At 59.8% G+C, this 17,026-nt stretch carries 15 protein-coding genes and 1 pseudogene; 6 read left to right on the forward strand and 10 right to left on the reverse strand.

Translation table 11 applies throughout. The features are described from left to right. The first annotated feature begins 36 nt into the window (after positions 1–36). The 4 genes from BSY240_RS17230 (at position 37) to BSY240_RS17245 (ending at position 4,079) form a co-directional block, all read left to right on the forward strand. Positions 37–1,248, forward strand: a complete 1,212-nt coding sequence (locus tag BSY240_RS17230; protein WP_069043105.1) for an efflux RND transporter periplasmic adaptor subunit — start codon at positions 37–39, stop codon at positions 1,246–1,248. Continuing rightward, positions 1,241–2,416, forward strand: a complete 1,176-nt coding sequence (devC, locus tag BSY240_RS17235; protein WP_069043106.1) for an ABC transporter permease DevC — start codon at positions 1,241–1,243, stop codon at positions 2,414–2,416. The genes BSY240_RS17230 and devC overlap by 8 nt, the downstream gene beginning before the upstream one ends. After that, entirely contained in the window at positions 2,416–3,123 is a 708-nt protein-coding gene (locus tag BSY240_RS17240) for an ATP-binding cassette domain-containing protein (protein ID WP_054147642.1), read from the forward strand. The genes devC and BSY240_RS17240 overlap by 1 nt, the downstream gene beginning before the upstream one ends. Positions 3,124–3,482: 359 nt before the next feature. Beyond that, complete coding sequence (locus BSY240_RS17245; RefSeq protein WP_150127491.1) at positions 3,483–4,079, forward strand: class I SAM-dependent methyltransferase; 597 nt, start codon at positions 3,483–3,485, stop codon at positions 4,077–4,079. 11 nt (positions 4,080–4,090) lie between these two features. On the opposite strand, the gene BSY240_RS17250 is transcribed toward BSY240_RS17245, so the two are convergent. The 10 genes and pseudogenes from BSY240_RS17250 to BSY240_RS17295 all read right to left on the reverse strand — a co-directional run bounded on the left by BSY240_RS17250 (position 4,091) and on the right by BSY240_RS17295 (position 14,267). Then, a complete protein-coding gene (locus tag BSY240_RS17250; protein ID WP_171901591.1) occupies positions 4,091–4,993 on the reverse strand; it encodes a helix-turn-helix transcriptional regulator in 903 nt (300 codons plus the stop codon). 82 nt (positions 4,994–5,075) lie between these two features. Then, positions 5,076–7,130, reverse strand: a complete 2,055-nt coding sequence (locus BSY240_RS17255; RefSeq protein ID WP_069043108.1) for a xanthine dehydrogenase family protein molybdopterin-binding subunit — start codon at positions 7,128–7,130, stop codon at positions 5,076–5,078. Further along, on the reverse strand, positions 7,130–7,924 hold the full coding sequence (locus tag BSY240_RS24555; RefSeq protein ID WP_335622520.1) for a (2Fe-2S)-binding protein: 795 nt from the start codon (positions 7,922–7,924) through the stop codon (positions 7,130–7,132). The genes BSY240_RS17255 and BSY240_RS24555 overlap by 1 nt, the downstream gene beginning before the upstream one ends. 194 nt (positions 7,925–8,118) lie before the next feature. Continuing rightward, positions 8,119–8,676 (reverse strand): CIA30 family protein, encoded by a 558-nt coding sequence (locus tag BSY240_RS17265; protein WP_069043109.1) that lies wholly within the window; start codon positions 8,674–8,676, stop codon positions 8,119–8,121. A 45-nt stretch (positions 8,677–8,721) separates the two neighbouring features. After that, positions 8,722–9,345 carry a class I SAM-dependent methyltransferase gene (locus BSY240_RS17270; protein ID WP_069043110.1) on the reverse strand — a complete coding sequence of 208 codons (624 nt, stop codon included), beginning with the start codon at positions 9,343–9,345 and terminating at the stop codon, positions 8,722–8,724. 14 nt (positions 9,346–9,359) lie between these two features. Further along, a complete protein-coding gene (locus BSY240_RS17275; protein WP_069043111.1) occupies positions 9,360–10,151 on the reverse strand; it encodes a sulfite exporter TauE/SafE family protein in 792 nt (263 codons plus the stop codon). After that, positions 10,148–11,023: pseudogene (locus tag BSY240_RS17280) on the reverse strand (MBL fold metallo-hydrolase); the annotation flags it as partial. The gene BSY240_RS17275 and the pseudogene BSY240_RS17280, both read right to left, overlap by 4 nt. 198 nt (positions 11,024–11,221) lie before the next feature. Next, positions 11,222–11,944, reverse strand: coding sequence for a thiol:disulfide interchange protein DsbG (dsbG, locus tag BSY240_RS17285; RefSeq protein ID WP_069043113.1), 723 nt, complete (start codon positions 11,942–11,944; stop codon positions 11,222–11,224). A 299-nt stretch (positions 11,945–12,243) separates the two neighbouring features. Then, entirely contained in the window at positions 12,244–13,608 is a 1,365-nt protein-coding gene (locus BSY240_RS17290) for a sensor histidine kinase (protein ID WP_069043114.1), read from the reverse strand. Continuing rightward, positions 13,608–14,267 (reverse strand): response regulator, encoded by a 660-nt coding sequence (locus tag BSY240_RS17295; RefSeq protein ID WP_069043115.1) that lies wholly within the window; start codon positions 14,265–14,267, stop codon positions 13,608–13,610. Before BSY240_RS17295 ends, BSY240_RS17290 begins: the two co-directional genes overlap by 1 nt. Positions 14,268–14,380: 113 nt before the next feature. Between BSY240_RS17295 and dsbD the strand changes: the two genes are divergently transcribed. Together dsbD and BSY240_RS17305 are read left to right on the forward strand one after the other, a co-directional pair. Continuing rightward, the gene (dsbD, locus tag BSY240_RS17300) at positions 14,381–16,207 is read left to right on the forward strand and encodes a protein-disulfide reductase DsbD (protein ID WP_069043116.1); all 1,827 of its coding nucleotides are present in this window, start codon (positions 14,381–14,383) and stop codon (positions 16,205–16,207) included. Then, entirely contained in the window at positions 16,207–17,022 is an 816-nt protein-coding gene (locus BSY240_RS17305; RefSeq protein WP_069043117.1) for a TlpA disulfide reductase family protein, read from the forward strand. The genes dsbD and BSY240_RS17305 overlap by 1 nt, the downstream gene beginning before the upstream one ends. The last annotated feature ends 4 nt before the right edge of the window (positions 17,023–17,026 follow it).

Consider the following 17,026-nt stretch of genomic DNA (forward strand, 5'->3'; position numbering starts at 1 on the left):
TGACCCGTTGGTCATTAAATTGAAAGCCTGTCACGGATGCAAACCGAAATCTCGCCGCCAGCACTCCCCATGCCGCGAGCAGGCCTCGTTGAGGAGGCTGGCTCTGGCAAGTCAAGATGGTCGCTGCGAGGCTTGTTCACCCGCGTCGTCGTTGTCTTGCTTATCTTCGTCATTGGGGCATTTCTAGGCGCATATCTTGGCCCGCCATTCTCCTCAGGATTTTTCGGCATCGACGGGAAAAACCTGCCTATAGCTGAAATGGATGCTCAAGCAACGTCAGCGACGAATGACGATGGAGCTGCCAGCCAAAGTGAAAGCGCGGTTGTCGCCCTTGGCCGGCTGCAGCCAAAGGGAAAGACGATCACCCTGGCTGCCCCCTTTGGCGCCTCGGACGCCCGGATTGCATCGCTACTCGTCGACGAAGGTGATCATGTGACAATTGGCCAGACGGTGGCCGAGCTCGACAGTCTACCGTCCCTGCAGCTTGCGGTCGAAAGCGCCCTCGTCAACATCTCCGCCAAAGAGGCCGCGCTTGCTCAGACCCGAGCCATGGTTGCCGCAAGCCTGTCGGAGGCCGAGGCGAACCGCGATAGGGCGCTTGCCGCTGTCCAGCTGGCGCGGCAGGCGTTGGAACGGGAGCGCAGCCTGAGCCTCGGTGGCGCCTCTTCACGGTCCACTCTGCAATCTGCTGAGGCCACTTTGGCGCAATCGACTAGCGATCTTGCCAAGGCAGATGCCTCGATTGTTCGATACCATTCTGCGCCAGGAACGCTGCAGTCCGATATAGAAGTGGCCGAGCGAAACCTGGATCTAGCCAAGGCCGAACTTGCGACTGCACGTGACAATCTGAGCAAAGGCGTGGTTATCAGTCCGATTTCGGGGACGGTGATTGCAATCAACAGCCGTCCGGGAGAGCGCCCTGCGTCTCCAGGGATCATGACGCTTGCTGATACCGACCACATGCAGGTCGAGCTTGAGGTTTATCAAACCGATATCAGACGGATCGCAATTGGACAGACGGTCATTGTCTCCAGTCCAGCACTGTCTCAGGAATTGGAAGGCTCGGTGACCTTGATTGGTTATGAAGTCGAGCAGCAAACGGTGCTCTCCGCCGATCCTGCAGCCAATACCGACGCACGGGTGGTGCGTGTCACGACTCATCTGGATCCTAGCTCCAGCGCTTTGGCCGCCAAACTGACCGGGCTCGAAGTCATGGGGCGTGTCGCGGTAGGCAAAGATCATGAGTAGGCTGCTTTCACTTCTATTCGGCAGGCTGCCGATCGGTTGGCTTCAGCTCAGACACAACCGTGGACGTCTTTTAGCGGCGCTGGCCGGTGTCGCCTTCGCGACCATGCTCGTCTTCGTTCAGTTGGGCATCATGGGCGCGCTGAACGGAACCATCCGTACGTCCTACACCCCATTCACGGCTGACATCATCATCTCGTCGAATGACGGAAACACATTGGCCGACGGATCTCCGCTGGCGCGTCGAACCCTCTACCGTGCTCTGGCAATAGACGGTGTTGTTGCCGCGGCCCCTCTCTATATTGGCAAGCTCGACTGGCGGCGTCCCGATGGGTCTGTAGCCAGCCTCCAGGTCATTGGACTTCCGATTGAGGCTGAGAAATTTACGGGTCCGCAGGTTACCCCTCTGATAAGGAACCTTGCCGTCGCAGACACGGCTTTGATTGATCGGCAGACACGCGGCGTCGATACCGCCGCTCTTGCGGGTGTCGGTCCATCAAAGCCACTCCAGTTCGAGGTAAATGACCGCACGATCAGTGCCATCGGGACAATCTCTATCGGGGGAGGCTTTTCTGCCGACGGCATCATGGTTGTGTCAGACCAGACCTTTCTCGGTCTGTTCCCGAACCGGATCAGCGGTACACCGTCGCACCTTTTGCTGAAGGTCAGCGATCTTTCACAGTCAGAGGCGTTGGTGCGGCAACTGCAAAATAGGCTCGCCGGAGAGCCGATGGAAGTCCACACACTTGATGAGATGATTGCCAAGGATGTCCGGTATCAGACGACCCAGCGTCCAACGGGTGTCATCTTTGGCTTCGGCGTGTTCATGGGTGTCCTTGTCGGCATTGTGATCGTCTATCAGGTCCTGTCGACTGATGTCGCTGATCACCTACGCGAATACGCGACCTTGAAGGCTGTGGGGTATCCGCATCGTTTCTTCCTCAGCATCGTCTTTGAGGAGGCGCTGGTGTTGGCGGCCATGGGCTTCATACCGGGTCTGATCCTTGCTATGGGCATCTACCAGGTGATGTCTCAAGCGACCGGTCTTCCCGTACTTATGTCACCGGAGCGGGCGCTCATGGTTTTTGCAGGCACCCTCTTAGCCTCCACCCTCTCTGGCGCGCTCGCTGCCAGACGCCTAAAGGGCGCTGATCCGGCGGACTTGTTTTGATGAGTGACCTTCCAATTTCCGTCCGCAATCTCAATCACTGGTTCGGCCGCGGCGAAGCCAGCAAGCAGGCGATCTTCGATCTCTCCCTTGATATCGCTCCCGGGAGCCTCACAGTGATGGTTGGCCCGTCGGGTTCGGGCAAGACTACGGTTCTCACACTGATGGGATGCCTACGACAGGTCGAGGACGGGTCCGTCCGGCTTCTAGGTCACGAGCTTCGTGGCGCCGACGAGCCCACACTTGAGGTTTTGCGCCGGCAGTTGGGCTTCATTTTCCAGGCCCATAATCTTCACGAAAGCCTCACTGCCCGCCAGAATGTGATGATGGGCTTGCAAGTGCACGGCACGGGAGATGAAAACCGTCGTGCTCAGGCCGTCGAGCACATGCTTGAGCTGGTCGGTCTGGGGCATCGGCTGGATTATCTCCCCGGCAATCTGTCGGGTGGCCAAAAGCAGCGTGTGGCGATCGCCCGCGCGCTGATCGCGGGCCCGCAGATTGTGTTTGCCGACGAGCCGACAGCAGCGCTCGACAAGGCTAGCGGCCATCAGGTCGTTGCCATGTTGAAGGCCCTGGGGCGGGAGCGCGGCACGACGACCGTCATGGTAACCCACGACAGCCGTATCCTCGATATGGCGGACAGGATCATCACGCTGGAAGACGGTCGGCTTGTAAGAGACCAAGGGGCGGTGGTTGGTGTGTCCAGTTGAATAGCGAAGTAATGCACGCTTGCTATCAGGTGAGCCCGGCAAAACCTCTTTGCGCCTTCACTTCAGACGTTGCATGGCCAGCCGACCCACAGCAGAAGCAGCCGTTTCGTCGCCATCATCAGTCAGCCGCTGGACGCCTTGCCCTAGAAACCTGCGGCCCTGGGTAAGACGCTTGCCGCAAGACCCTCAGTGATCGGCAAGGTTGTCTCGGGCTACCCGGCAAGCCTGTCTGCATTCGGAAGGACGCAAGACGACCGTCTGCTGCAGCGTGCAGCCGATTTTGGCGCATAGTTTCAATATCTCTGGCGACGAATGTCCGAAATGAAGGGCAAGGAGATCACATCTCCGACGTGATTTCCTTGTCCCTTCAGCTTTTCCGGTTGCCCATGCAGAGAATGAGACACGTCGTCACCTTCACCCGCGAATGGCTGCGCGCACCGCTTCGAACGGCGTCGGTCGTGCCATCCAGTTCCTCTCTCGCAAGAGCAATGGTGGAAGGTCTTGATCTTCACGATACCGCCGTGCTGGAACTGGGTCCGGGCACGGGCGCATTCACCGAGCACCTTGTCACAATGCCTGCGGGGCCGTCCCGGATCTATACAATCGAGAGCAATCCAGCCTTTGCGGACCTGATGCGGACACGGTTTGCAACCGTTGAGACCTTTACCGTCGATGCATGCCGGATGCGCAGCCTCCTGCCTTGCAGCCCCCGTTCGGTGAAAGCTGTGCTCTGTGGTCTGCCGCTTCTCTCCATGAGCCTTTCCTCAGTCCACCGGATCATGAAATCGGCTTTCGAGCTTATTCAAGATGATGGCGAGTTTCGCTGCTTTACCTATGGTCCCCGCTGTCCGGTCCCTTTCGCGGTTCATGAAAGGCTGCTGATTGAAAGCGCACGCGTCAGGTTCTGTCCGGCAAACTTCCCGCCAGCGAGCGTCTACCGTGTCTTCCGCGCTTGAGATCCCCGATATCACTGTCGTTTAGTGCCAGGAGCGTCCTTTCCGGAACGAAATTGATCGCGATAGATTCCGGGCGTCATCCCGACCTTCTGGGAAAACAGCCGAGTGAAATGCGGCTGATCGGAGAAGCCGTTGAGGAAGCCTATCTGGGCGAGGCTGGCCTGCCGCTCGTTGCAGAGCTGCTCTGCCGCAAGCTCCAGCCTGACATCCAGAACCACGTTGCTGAAAGATGTCTGCCGCTCTTCCAGGCGTCGCTGGAGCGTCCGCCTGCTGGTTGCCAGCAGGCCAGCGAGACGATTGATCGACCAGCGGCGGCAGGGATCATCTGCAACAAGACGGCGCAGATTTTCAAGTACACGTTCTGATGTGCATACGAGCGGCTTGTCGAGTAAAACAGTCGCCGGCTTAACCTCGACAATCACTGACTTCAGCGCGAGGTCGCGATCGACCGTGTGCCACTTCTGTTCGGAGCGGAGGAGGGTTCCATCCTCCGTCATGAGAACCAGATCGTCGCCGGACAGCTCGATGAGCACGGCAAGCAGAGCGAGAATCAAAAGGCTCTCTGCTCTGGAAGGGCCCGGCCCATCCGCTCTGGCCCGATGCTCGAGTCTGTAGAGAGATGGCTCAAGCGCGAATTGTGAGACCACGTGTCGACCGTGGCTGAAGCGCTCCAGCCGGCTCCAGCGATCCAGAAGATCCTGTGCGCCGATGGCCTGGCGCAAGGCGCGGACAACCGGTTCGAACGGCATCAGAGAGGCACAGTCTGCGATCCTGAAGATTGCTTGGACACCGTGCTCGGCAAGGATCCTTTCAATGAGATCATGTTTCTGCGCGCGCGAAACATGCGCTCCTTGCGCCCTCGGCACGGTGATGGAGATTTCCTGCGACCGAAGGCCGAGCCCGATCAGTCGCATGATCGCTGCCGAAGCGAAATCGGATGTGTTCAGTCCCTCCAATCGGGTTGCTCCGGGTGTCATGTAGGTCCCTCGGCCTCGTTCATGAAGTCCTGACCGGAAAGCGAGTCGGCCTTATGCCGGTGGCGGCGCGGATCGCATTTGCTATTGCGCCTGGTCCACACGCCATGATCGTTTCTCCGGCCCCGGTGGGAGAATCGGTCCCCTCGATCAGCTTGATGGTCATCTTCGGCGTATCTTCCATACGGGGAATGGGAGCATCGATAAAGGTTTCCGCCACGATACGAGAGCTTTCCATCGGCAGATGATCATACAGCACGAAACCGATGCTCCACATCAGGTTCCCCTCGCATTGGGCCTTGACCTGATCCGGGTTGATGACGAGCCCGCAGTCATGGGCGCACCAGAACTCGCGTATGCCCATGCGCCCGTCTGGCGCCACTTCCACTTCGGCGACCACGGCGGCATAACTCACGCCCTTGTAGATTCCGCAGGCCACGCCGCGGCCGACCCTGGGCGCGGATGCCGAGCTTCTCCACGTCGTCCATGCTGACATGTCTCCGACAGCTTTGAGGACCGCTGCCAGTCTTTCGTCGTTGATGTGGGCAAGGCGGAAGGCGAGGGGGTCGGCCCCGACTGCCAGCGCTGCCTCGTCCACCGCGCTTTCGATCACGAGGCCGTTTGGACCAGCGCCGAGACCTCTCCAGGGGCCTGTATGAACGGGCAGGCGAACGAGATCATAGGCAGCTCTTGCTCTGGGGATGATGTACGGCGCGGACATGCCACGTGCGACGCCGCCATCGCCGATCAATGCATCCGTTGCCTGCTGCATAAGGCTGGGGACCACTGCAGACGTGAAGATGATATGTGAGGAGACCTGCCGATGGTCCCAGTCGCTGATCTGTCCATCCTCAACGCGGGCGCGGATTCGGTGGGAAGAGGGTGGGCGGTGAAAGGCGAAAGCCAGTTCCTGGGTGCGCGTCCACTGTACCTTGACTGGTGCCTCTGCCACTCGCGACAGAGCTGCGGCCTCCGCCTCGACTGTGCATGTCGTCTTGCCGCCGAAGCTGCCTCCGACCCGGCAAGACTGCACCGTGACGGCCTCCGTCGATACACCGAAGGTATCTGCCAGACAGTCGCGAATGAAGAAGGCATCCTGTGTGCCGGCCCAGACGGTGAGCTTTCCTTGCGTCCATTCCGCGACGGCCGCCCGTGGCTCGATGGCGCCGTGGGCGGCAAACGGGATGTCGAACTTGAGGTCGACGTCCCAGGACCCGGGTTGCGGGCCCCCGTCCATGACGATGTTCGAAGGCGTCTCTTCCAGCGGGCATCGGTCGACATCTACGGGGGCATCCGGGGAAAATCCGGTTGACGGCTCCTCGGTCTGCCAGACGACGTCGAGTGCTTCAACGACCCGGTCGAGTACGCCGGGCCGTTCGGCGATGATGCCCAGCCCCTTGGCATTGCCGATATCAGGGCCGCAGTCTTCGACGATGGCGATAAAACCCGGGATGGCTCGCGCCGCCTCGGCATTCCAGGACCGAGGTTTCGACACATATTCGGCCATGGCGGGTGCGCGGAGGACCCGTCCGAAGAGCGTGCCGGGACGGCGTATGTCGGAGGCATAGAGTGCCTTGCCGGTAACGATTTCCCGGCCCTGCACAATCTCGGCAGTTCGACCGATTTCTCCATGTCTGGCAAATGTCCTCAATTGCTCCCTGGGCCGGGGTTCGACCGACACCAGTCCCTGCCGCTCACCCCTCATCAAGGCGTCACGCAGGCTGGCGCAGGCCTGCGCCAGCGGCTCGGCAAACAGCATGATGGATTCACTGCCCACCGTTGATCTCACCCTGGCGAGACCAGTGTCATGGAAGGATACGTCGACCGTCTCCCAGCCCACATTGAGTTCGGTGCAGGCAATCTGCTTCAAAGCAGTCGCAATGTTCTGACCCATCTCGATGCGCGGAAGCGTGAGAACGAACCGCCCCTCATGGTGGGCGATCCACCCCAACGCATCGTCCGTGCCGGGTGTCGGGCGTTTGGGAATGACTGGGAGTGTTGCATAGACGGCAGTGCCCGCGCCGATCAGCGCGACCAAAGTGCCGAAACTGCCGAGGAGAAAGCTACGACGTCTCATCAGCGGTTCTCAATCAGGGTGCTGATGGCGTCCCTGATCCTCTGGTAGGTACCACATCGGCAGAGATTGTCGTTCATCGCGGGCACGATTGCATCCAAGCTCATTGTCGAGCCGGCACGGTTGCTATCGACCAGAAGCGCAACGGCGGACATGATCTGCCCGGACTGACAATAGCCGCATTGCGGCACTGCCTTTGCCAGCCAAGCGTCTTGGACCGGATGGAGCTTTCCGTTCCGCTCCAGGCCTTCGATGGTCAAGACTTGCGTCGTTGGCGTCAGGTCTGCCGTGCGGACCTGGCATGACCGCGTCGCCATCCTGTCGATGATCACCGTGCAAGCACCGCAGATCCCGACGCCGCACCCGAACTTTGCTCCGACAAGGCCGTGGTGTTCACGCAGGGTGAAGAGAAGGCTCTCGTCGTACCACTCGCTCGGCACGTTCGCGATCACACCATTCAAGACATACTGCATTTGCTGTCCTAGATTTACAGATGGAAGCCGCAGGTTAGATCTCGATCTGGCCTGGGTCTTGAATGATTGCGCCAGACACGCGCGACTCGGGCACACCGAGGCAGGCTCACGCGGCGCTAAAATGAGGGAGGCAATCCGGTGCCGGAACGCTTCGCCGATTTTGCAGGCGCGGTCCTGACAGCCGAGGGGCACGGGACCGCTGTTCGTCAAGATTAGCTGGCTTGCTCGTTCCGCCCGCTCGGTCATCGGGATCCCGATCAATTGGCCGAGCACAAACGTCACGCATTTGGGCGAGGTGTTGGCGAACTGCTGAGGGTCAGCCAAGTCGGTGCAAGGACCGCAGAGAGACTTTGGCCCCTCTGCGGTCAAACAGGTGAGGGCAACTGCCTGACCTGTTTGCGCTGGCTGCCACTAGGCTCGCTGTCTGAAAAACATATGGCTATTGGCTTACACTGCCCAACCGGAGTTCGTTCAGCCAGCAAAGGGCTGATCGGCTTAGGTCCCGTGGTGCCTTGGGCCTAATAGAAGCCGATTTCGCGGACGCTGATATCCGCATCGTGGTTGCGACCATAAGCGGCTATCCCGATCGATGTCAGGCTGCTTGCGCGCGGAATGTTGCGCAAGATCGATCCAGACGCTTTGAATTCAGTAAGGGGAAGTCGCACCTCGGTCCAAGTCCGCGTCACATCAAATCCGGCCTGATAGAATTGCCAGGGCAAGATCGTGCCTCCTGTGCGCAGGTGCACGAAGTACCTCTGATCGTTTCCACGGACCAGCAAGCGTATTCCGATCGTGTTTTCTGGTGCTGCATGCTGCAACTTCATGCGGATCTGAATGAAGCCGCCATTGTTGGCGGTGCTAACGTTACCGGTCATACGCGCATGCGCATGTCCTTCTTCGTTTTCGAATTGCACCTGCCCCGATGATTTTCCGCCCATCACGGTGTCTGCGAAAAAGCGCCAGCGCGTTTCGGGTTGCAGCTTGAAATCGTCTATCAACATGTCGCCCGCCAGCGCCGGTGTGTAAGCCGACAGTATCAGCGTGATCACTGTCGCAAGCCCAATTTTGAAACGCATCAGGTTGTCCTATATTCTCTCTGCAGGCGGAAGCGAAGTCACAGGTCACGTCTCAGGCTTACGCGCGACGATGTAGAGGTTTTGCGGATACTTGCCGAAGATCCGCTCGTCTGTGATTTCAAAACCAGCATCTATGATCGACTGCCGAAGCTCGGGGATACTGTGCGGCTTGACCGCAGGAAATAGGCCTACGAACTGCAGCGCACGAAACAGAAGACGAAACTTGAACTTCAGGTCGGCGAAACACCAGGTTTTTGAGATAAGCAGACCGCCAGGATTTAGATTGGCGAATATCTGCGCCAAGGTGGCTGGTTGGTTTTCCACCAGGTGCAGAACGTTGAAGGCGCAGATGACGTCGAACGGACTACCATCATAGGCATTCTCAGCGTCCGCAATCTTGAAGGTCAGGTTGGCGCCCGCAGGTTTGTCCTGAGCGATCTTGATCATCTCAGCCGAGAAATCTGTCGCTGTCCAGTGTGACACATGGGGCGCAAGCCGGATTGCCGTGCCGCCGGTGCCACAGCCGAGCTCAAGGACGTGATCTCCGGGTTTGAGACGTGACGCGACATCGCCCATCATGGCGTCATAGGCTGCCACGTCTTTCAGCGGGCGCGCGGCATAGCGCCCGGCGATTCGGTTCCAGAATTTCTGCTGCTTAGACAAAGACATTTCCAAACCTTTCGTCAGAGCGGCAGGATCGCAGCGCTGCTTTTGTACAGGACATAAAATGCGACGACGATGATCAGCACAGCGAAGATCCGGTTGAGGAGGTTTCGCTTCGTCGACAGACGAGTTGCCAGCAGCATGCCGCCGACGCCGCCGATCACGCCGCCACCGATAAACTCGGCCGCGATCGCCCAGTCGATCAGGCCCGAGGCCGCGTAGTTGATCGCAGTGGCGAGGCCGAAGGTGCCAACGGCGAGAAGCGACGATCCGACCGCGTTGATCATCGGCATGCCGGTCGCGAGCATCAGGCCCGGCACGATCAGGAACCCTCCGCCAATTCCGAAGAAGCCGGATGCTGCTCCTGCCGCTATGGCAACAGCCGCCGTTTTCCAGCATGTCAGGCCATCTGTCCTGACGACGTCTGACGCTATGGTCCTCCGGGGCCGGAGCATCAGGGCTGCAACGACCAGCATCAGAAGGCCAAACAGGAAAAGCAGCTTCTGCCCGTCGAAAGCTTTCCCGAGTGTTGAGCCCGCGAGTGCGCCAACCGTCCCGGTGGCGGCAAAAACGAAGGCGCAACGCCACCAGACATGCCCTTTGCGGGCATGGCCGATAAGATTGACATAGGCATTGATCGATACGGCCAGAGCGCCGGTGCCGATGGCGATATGCGGCTGCGAGATGCCAACCGCGTAGAGCAACAGAGGTGTCGCCAGGATGGAGCCCCCGCCACCGATCAGTCCAAGCGTGAAGCCCACGAGACCGCCCGAACCGATCGCCGTCAGAGCCTGGGTGACCAGATCGTTCATTCCCACGCAGCCCCTGCGAGTGCATCCAGCGGGATCTTCAGATAGCGCTTGCCGTTCGCTTCCGGTTCTGGGAGGCGTCCTCCACGGATGTTAACCTGTAGTGCATGCAGAATGAGCTTCGGCATGGGAAGGGTTTTGTCGCGTGCGTCGCGCAGCGCGACGAAGGCCGCCTCGTCCTTGCCGGCAATATGCGGATTGCAGCGCTTCTGCTCGGCGACGGTGCTTTCCCAGAGGGGTTCGCGCCCGTCCGGCTGATAATCATGGCCTGTGAACAGACGCGTTTCATCCGGCAGCGACAGGATTTCTTTGATCGAGGCCCAGAGGCGTTTGGAGCTGCCGCCGGGAAAATCAGCGCGCGCCGTGCCGCTGTCGGGCATGAACAGTGTATCATGCACAAAGGCTGCGTCGCCGATCACATAGCTGATCGATGCGAGCGTGTGGCCGGGCGAGAAGAGGACGCGGCCCTTGATATCACCGACCGCGAAGGTGTCGCCAGCCTCGAACAACCGGTCCCACTGCGAGCCATCGGTTGGCAGATCCGGCCAATTGTAGATCCCCTTCCAGAGCTGTTGCACCTCGACGACACGCGCGCCGATGGCGGTCGGAGCGCCTGTCTTGTCCTTGAGATACCTGGCAGCGGAAAAGTGGTCTGCATGGGGATGTGTATCGAGGATCCACTCGACGCTGAGCCCCTTTTCCTTGATGTAATCCAGTATCGCATCGGCATTGCGGGTTGCGGTTGCGCCCGACTTTTCATCATAGTCGAGGACCGGGTCGATGATTGCACATTTCCGGGTCGCAGGATCGCTGACGACATACTGGATGCTGAATGTGCGTTGATCGAAGAAGCCTTTTACATCGGGTTTGCCTGCCATTCGTGTCGAACCTCCTATGGATCATGCAGTCGGGGACGCTGTCCCTTCGTCCTGCGTGACAAAATATATGCAAACATATATATCTTCATAGTATCGAAATAAAGGCTTGAACCTTCATGCCTCTGTCTTTCTGCAGCCTTTGGTACAGGTCTGACGAGTGCTTTGGCGGTTGCCCCTCTGACGGCGCCTGTATCTTCACTTCGGCCCCAGAAGCACTTCCATCTGGGCGTCACTCGGAAGGCTGGCAAAGGTATCGACGGTGCCGTCCGCGCCCTTGAAGACGATCGCTGGCGTGCCGCCGAAACCAAGTTCCGTCATCAGAGCGGCATTCCGCTCAAGCTGTCTTGTCGTATGGTCATCGACCCTATCGAGCGGGGCAATGCCGCCATCGGCATGTTTGCGCTTGTTTTCCATCCGCGCGTCTTCCGGAGACTTGGCTTGAAGAATGGCCGCAGCCTTGGCCGGCGAATCCTGACGGATCACGCCGACCATCACGTGGCGTAACTGAACTTTACCGCTTTCGATCCAGGGTCGCGCCGCGAGCCAGAAGCGATTGCAATAGGGGCAGTTCGGGTCGGTGAACGTGTAGATGACACGAGGCGCATTCGGATTGCCGTCCCGCACCCAGGTCGCTGCCTCGAGCTTGGTCCAAGTGGCTTCGCTCAACGGTTGTTCGACCATCTTTTTAAGCTGATCTTCCGCCATGTCCTGCCCATAGGCATCGACGAGCGTACCGACGACCACATGTTGATTATCGGGTGTCAGATAGATGGCCAGGGGCTGTGCACCGGCTTTGGCGGCGAAGGCTCTGAGGCCACCCGGAACCTGCATTTCGCCGAGGATTCGGATGCCCTGCTGCTCGATTGTCTTGAGGATCTCTGGATAGGGCTTGTCTTCGGCCTCGGCGCCGGTGGCCATTACGGCACCTATCACAAGCGCAAGGAAGAGTGCCGGAATTGCACTCGAACGTCGCAACGCTTGTCTGTGGGGGTGCTTGCGCCAGACGAGGCCCAGTGACGGGAACCGAATAGCTACCTTCGCCGTGAGCGAGGGGGTTTTGATGCGATGATGGCTATCGGATAATGTGGGGAGTGGCGAAGAAAAACGGTACATGTCGAGCAGGGCTCCTTGCAAGGATGGCTCTTGTCCGCCTCGCCTTGTCACCTTAAGGCTCGCTTAGGGTGGATATCCGACCTCGCCACGATGCGATCTGCTGCTCACTGTCTCGTTGTCGGCAGTTCCAGACAAACGCAGAAACCCGCCTTCCTCTTGAATGACATCCGACCACCAAGCTTTGTCAGAGCCATTTCAACAATCGAAAGGCCGAGGCCGCTTCCGAGCGCGTTTGCGCTGTTGCCGCGCTGGAATCGGGCCTTGAGACGCTGCTCGTCCTTCTCATCGATCCCGGCTCCGGTGTCGGACACGGCTATCGTCGTGCCTGTCTCAGTCTGCGTGCCGATGATCCTGACGGATGAATTGCGCGGCGCATATTGCAGGGCGTTTTCGATGACATTGCGCAAGGCAAGCCGCAAAAGGGTCTTGCCTGGCACGCTGATCATCAGATCCTCTGCAATGTCCGTCTCAACGGTGATCTCCCTCGACGAAACGAGTATCGCCATTTCGCCGCGCAGCTCTTCGACCATTGCTTTGACCACCACAGTTTCTGATGTCGAAGAGCTGTCCAATGAGTCGACGGCTGCGAGGTCTATCAACTGGCGAACGAGGCGCCCGGTGCGGTCGACGCTGAGCGAGATCTGGTTGAGGGCATTGGCGCGGACCTCATCGCTATCGCTGCGAAGGGCGACCTGGGCCTGGGTCTTCAAACCGGATAGCGGCGTCCTCAGCTCATGGGCTGCATACGCGATAAAGGTCTTTTCCCGTTCGCGGGCCTCCTCCACGCGTTGGAACAAGGCGTTAAGAGAGCCCAGCAAAGGCCTGATCTCGCGGGGCGCTCCGCTATCGTCGACGGGGTGGAGTTCGTCGGCTGAGCGCAGAGACAAGGCGTCCGCGACTTGCCGGAGTGGGGAGAGACCGCGCCCGACACTCAGCCAGATCAGACCGGCGAGGATGGGCAGGATCGCCAGTGCAGGAACGAGCTGGCCCTTGATGACGTCACCGACCAGCTTTTCGCGGATCTCGATGCTATCGCCGACGAGGACCCTGACACCGAGCTCGGGATTGACGACAGCGTATACACGCCAGCGTTCGCCGTTGACGAGCTTTTCGGCGAACCCGCTTTCGTGATCGGCGAGCGATGTATTGGGCGCGCTCTCCGACCGGCTGACAAGATCACCCTGAAGGGACCAGATTTGACAAGACAATTGCCGGCTATAGTCTCCTTCATGCAGGCCGAAGCCTTCGGGTATCCCAGCGGCCTGCGCGGCATCGACCGCTGCTGCGACGTCGATATGGTGGTCGGTGATCAGTGAGCTCACCATACGCGCCGCTTCCGTCAGGCGCGCGTCGAGCACACGCTCGACTTCGCGCTGCGTGCTGAGATAGGTCCAAAGCACGGCGAGGAGCCATACGGCACCCGTTGCCGCAAGCAGGATGAGAAAAAGCCTGAGCCGGATCGATCGCATCAGGGTTTCCCCATGCGGTAGCCGACACCGCGCACGGTTTCGATGGAGTTGGCGCCCAATTTGTGGCGCAGCTTGTGCACGTGGACCTCGATCGTGTTGCTCTCAATCTCTTCCTGCCAGCCATAAAGCCTGGTTTCTAAGATCTGCTTGGAGTGAACCATGGTCGGATTTTCCATCAATGCCAGGAGGACGGCAAATTCCCGCCGCGACAGGCCAGTGATTTCGCCGTTTTTAAGAACCTCCATGCTCGCCGGGTCGAGGGTTAATTCTTCCCAGGTGAGCTTGGGTGTGGCGCGTCCCTCGGCACGCCGGGTAATGGCGCGCAGCCGTGCCGCCACTTCGTCGAGATCGAAGGGTTTGCCGAGATAGTCGTCGGCGCCGGCGTCGAGACCATCGATGCGATCGGTGACCGCATCCTTGGCCGTCAACAGAAGAACGGGCGTGCGGTTGCCGGCGGCGCGCATCGTGCGAAGCAGATCCAGACCGGATCCATCCGGCAGCATGCGGTCGAGCACGAGGGCATCGAAGCTATCGCTTTCAATCGCGGCCTTCGCATCGGCAAGCGTGCTGACGGTGTCCGCCGAGAAGCCGGCGAGACCCAGCCCTACCTTCAAGCCGTCGATCAGAACCGCGTCGTCTTCGATGACTAGGATACGCATCACACCTCCGTGAGAAAAATGTCGTTTCACGCCATGGCCTGGCCAGCTTAAGCCTGCCTTAAGCTGCCCCGCAGAAACGGCCGCACATTCGATGCGTAACAAGGAATGATGGAATGCAACTCTTGAGGCACCTGGCGATTTTCTTCTCCGTTTTGCTCTTTTCCGGCATCGCCATTGCCCAGACCGCGCCGCTCCAGATGGACGAGGCGTTTCGGCCTTCCCTGTCACGGATCTCCGCCACCGAAGTTGCCGTCACGTGGGAGATCGAGCCAGGCTACTATCTCTACCGGGAGTATCTTTCCGCCAAAAGTGACGATGGCAGTCCGCTGAAGCTGGAGACGCCTGATGGAAAGATCAAGGAGGATCCGGGCTTTGGATCGACCGAAGTCTACTATGACACCGCCCGGGCGACGCTTGTCAGTGACGCTTCGACGATCGAGTTGACCTATCAAGGCTGCCAGGATGGCGGGCTCTGTTATCCGCCTGTGACGAAAACGATCGACATGGCCAGCCTGCAGTTCAGCAATTCCGAGCACGGAGGCCCAATATCTGCCCCGGCATCGATTGCATCGCAAAGCGAATGGTCGGCTTTCAGCTCCCAAAGGCCGGATTTCGCACTCGCACAGGATGAAGTGACAACCGGTGTCGATGGACTCCTGGCGCGCGGCGGCCTGCCTCTGCTTCTGGTTGGTTTTGTTGGTTTTGGCGTGCTTCTGGCGTTCACCCCCTGCGTCTTTCCCATGTATCCGATCGTTGCCGCCATGCTGTCACGGCAGGGCGGGCCCCTTTCGCCGAGCCGCAGCTTCATCCTTTCCAGCGTCTATGTTGGAGCGCTGGCACTGGCGTTTGGACTGTTCGGTATAGTCGCGGCATGGTCTGGGCAGAACCTGCAATTTGCCTTGCAGTCGACAACGGCCACCATGGTCATCGCAAGCCTGTTTGTGATCCTCGCCCTGTCCAACTTCGGGCTCTTCGAGATCCAGCTGCCTGCGGGGTTCAGCAATCGCCTGTCGTCCGGGGGGCGCCGTGGCGGATCTCTCGGTGGGGCTGCGATGCTGGGCTTTACCTCCGCATTTCTCATCGGTCCCTGTGTCACCGCGCCACTCGCGGGGGCGCTTCTCTATATCGCTCGCACCGGAGATGTCCTCATCGGGGCGGCCGCGTTGTTCGCGCTCGGGCTTGGCAAGGGCCTCCCCTTGATCCTGATGGCAACGCTCGGCGGTAAGGCACTGCCGCGTGCGGGGGCGTGGATGGCAAGCATCCGCTCCGCTTTCGGCTTCGGTTTCATCGGAACGGCGATCTGGATGGTCAGCCCTCTTCTGCCTGAAACGCTGGTGCTATTTGCCTGGGCGTGCCTAGCCGTGTCGGTCGGAGTGTTCCTATGGCAAATGCGAGTTGTAAATGCTTCTCCTGGCGCGGCTGTCATCTCTCGATCTGTGGCCACTGTTTCGATCGCCTGGGGAGCCCTGCTGCTCGTCGGCGTCGGGCTCGGTGCCCGCGATCCGCTGGCCCCTCTGGAGCCGCTCACAATGAAGACCGAGGTTCGACAGGCGGCGCGCGAAATCGCGAAATCGGACTTTGAAGCCGTCGCCTCGCTGCAAGCGTTGACTTCTATGCTGGGCGAAGCTTCGGCCGAGAACAGGCCGAGCCTAGTCTACGTCACTGCGGACTGGTGCGTCACCTGTCGCGCCATAGAGCGGACCGTTCTGCCGGACGATAGCGTCTCGGCGGCTCTCGATGGTGCGCGCCTGCTGACCATCGACATGAGCGCGACCTCTTCAGAGACCAATGAACTCCTGACGTCCCTCAATGCCATTGGCCCGCCGACGATGATCTTCTTCGATCACGAAAGGCAGGAAGTGGCGGGCACGCGTCTGGTGGGCGACGTAACGATCGAAAAGCTTGCTGCCTCCGCCCGGGCGGCAAAGGGTACGCCCTGATGGACGTCGTGACACTAGGGCCACTTGCCTTCGCATCCGACAGGCTGGCGGCGATCATCGGGATCTTCGTGTTCCTCGGGGTCGGCTCATTTCTGGCGCGTCGCTATGACAAGCGGCTCGCGCCCTGGACGACCGCGGCGCTGCTGTCGGGTCTCATCGCTGCGCGGGCACTGCATGTCCTGATGCATCTCGACAGCTTTCTCAGCGAGCCGTGGCGCGTCCTGTATCTCTGGCAGGGCGGCTTTTCGATGGTTGGCGGCGCGATCGGTGTTGCGATCACGCTCATCTTTCTGATGCGTGAATCCCGGCAGACGCTGCCCCTTTCCGCCGTGACGTTCGCCGCAGGATGTTTTGTCTGGTTCGCGCTGACTATGCTCTGGCAAGCAGCCGAGGGGCCTGCAGCACCCCGCTTCACGCTGGCAAATCTTGATGGATCTCAGTTTGTCGCTTTGTCAGAGCGCGCCGGACGCCCCGCCGTCGTGAACCTCTGGGCAACCTGGTGCCCGCCGTGTCGCCGTGAAATGCCACTTCTGGCAGAAGTGGCTGCGGCTCGGGCAGACGTCGATTTCATCTTCGCCAATCAGGGTGAAGGGCCAGCAGTGATCAAGGCGTATCTCGCGGACGAAAACCTCCGGCTTGAAGCCATCCTGCTTGATCCTGCCCGTTCCCTTTCGCGCCACTACGCAGCGCCTGGAATGCCGGTCACCCTCTTTCTTGGCGCTGACGGCCAAGTTGTCACGACCCATTTCGGAGAGATTTCGCGCGAGGCTTTGAATGCCGCCATCGCCCGACTGATCCCCGCAGACAAGGAATAACAGA

The organism is Agrobacterium sp. RAC06 (assembly GCF_001713475.1).
Classification (GTDB): Bacteria; Pseudomonadota; Alphaproteobacteria; order Rhizobiales; family Rhizobiaceae; genus Allorhizobium.

Excerpts from the sequence above, each read along its gene's own strand:
- BSY240_RS17240 (WP_054147642.1), top strand. The coding sequence starts at position 2,416 with ATGAGTGACCTTCCAATTTCCGTCCGCAATCTCAATCACTGGTTCGGC.
- dsbG (WP_069043113.1), bottom strand. The coding sequence starts at position 11,944 with ATGGCCACCGGCGCCGAGGCCGAAGACAAGCCCTATCCAGAGATCCTC.
- BSY240_RS17305 (WP_069043117.1), top strand. The coding sequence starts at position 16,207 with ATGGACGTCGTGACACTAGGGCCACTTGCCTTCGCATCCGACAGGCTG.
- dsbD (WP_069043116.1), top strand. The coding sequence starts at position 14,381 with ATGCAACTCTTGAGGCACCTGGCGATTTTCTTCTCCGTTTTGCTCTTT.
- BSY240_RS17295 (WP_069043115.1), bottom strand. The coding sequence starts at position 14,267 with ATGCGTATCCTAGTCATCGAAGACGACGCGGTTCTGATCGACGGCTTG.
- BSY240_RS17270 (WP_069043110.1), bottom strand. The coding sequence starts at position 9,345 with ATGTCTTTGTCTAAGCAGCAGAAATTCTGGAACCGAATCGCCGGGCGC.
- BSY240_RS17290 (WP_069043114.1), bottom strand. The coding sequence starts at position 13,608 with ATGCGATCGATCCGGCTCAGGCTTTTTCTCATCCTGCTTGCGGCAACG.
- devC (WP_069043106.1), top strand. The coding sequence starts at position 1,241 with ATGAGTAGGCTGCTTTCACTTCTATTCGGCAGGCTGCCGATCGGTTGG.
- BSY240_RS17250 (WP_171901591.1), bottom strand. The coding sequence starts at position 4,993 with ATGCGACTGATCGGGCTCGGCCTTCGGTCGCAGGAAATCTCCATCACC.
- BSY240_RS17255 (WP_069043108.1), bottom strand. The coding sequence starts at position 7,130 with ATGAGACGTCGTAGCTTTCTCCTCGGCAGTTTCGGCACTTTGGTCGCG.
- BSY240_RS17230 (WP_069043105.1), top strand. The coding sequence starts at position 37 with ATGCAAACCGAAATCTCGCCGCCAGCACTCCCCATGCCGCGAGCAGGC.
- BSY240_RS17265 (WP_069043109.1), bottom strand. The coding sequence starts at position 8,676 with ATGCGTTTCAAAATTGGGCTTGCGACAGTGATCACGCTGATACTGTCG.
- BSY240_RS17275 (WP_069043111.1), bottom strand. The coding sequence starts at position 10,151 with ATGAACGATCTGGTCACCCAGGCTCTGACGGCGATCGGTTCGGGCGGT.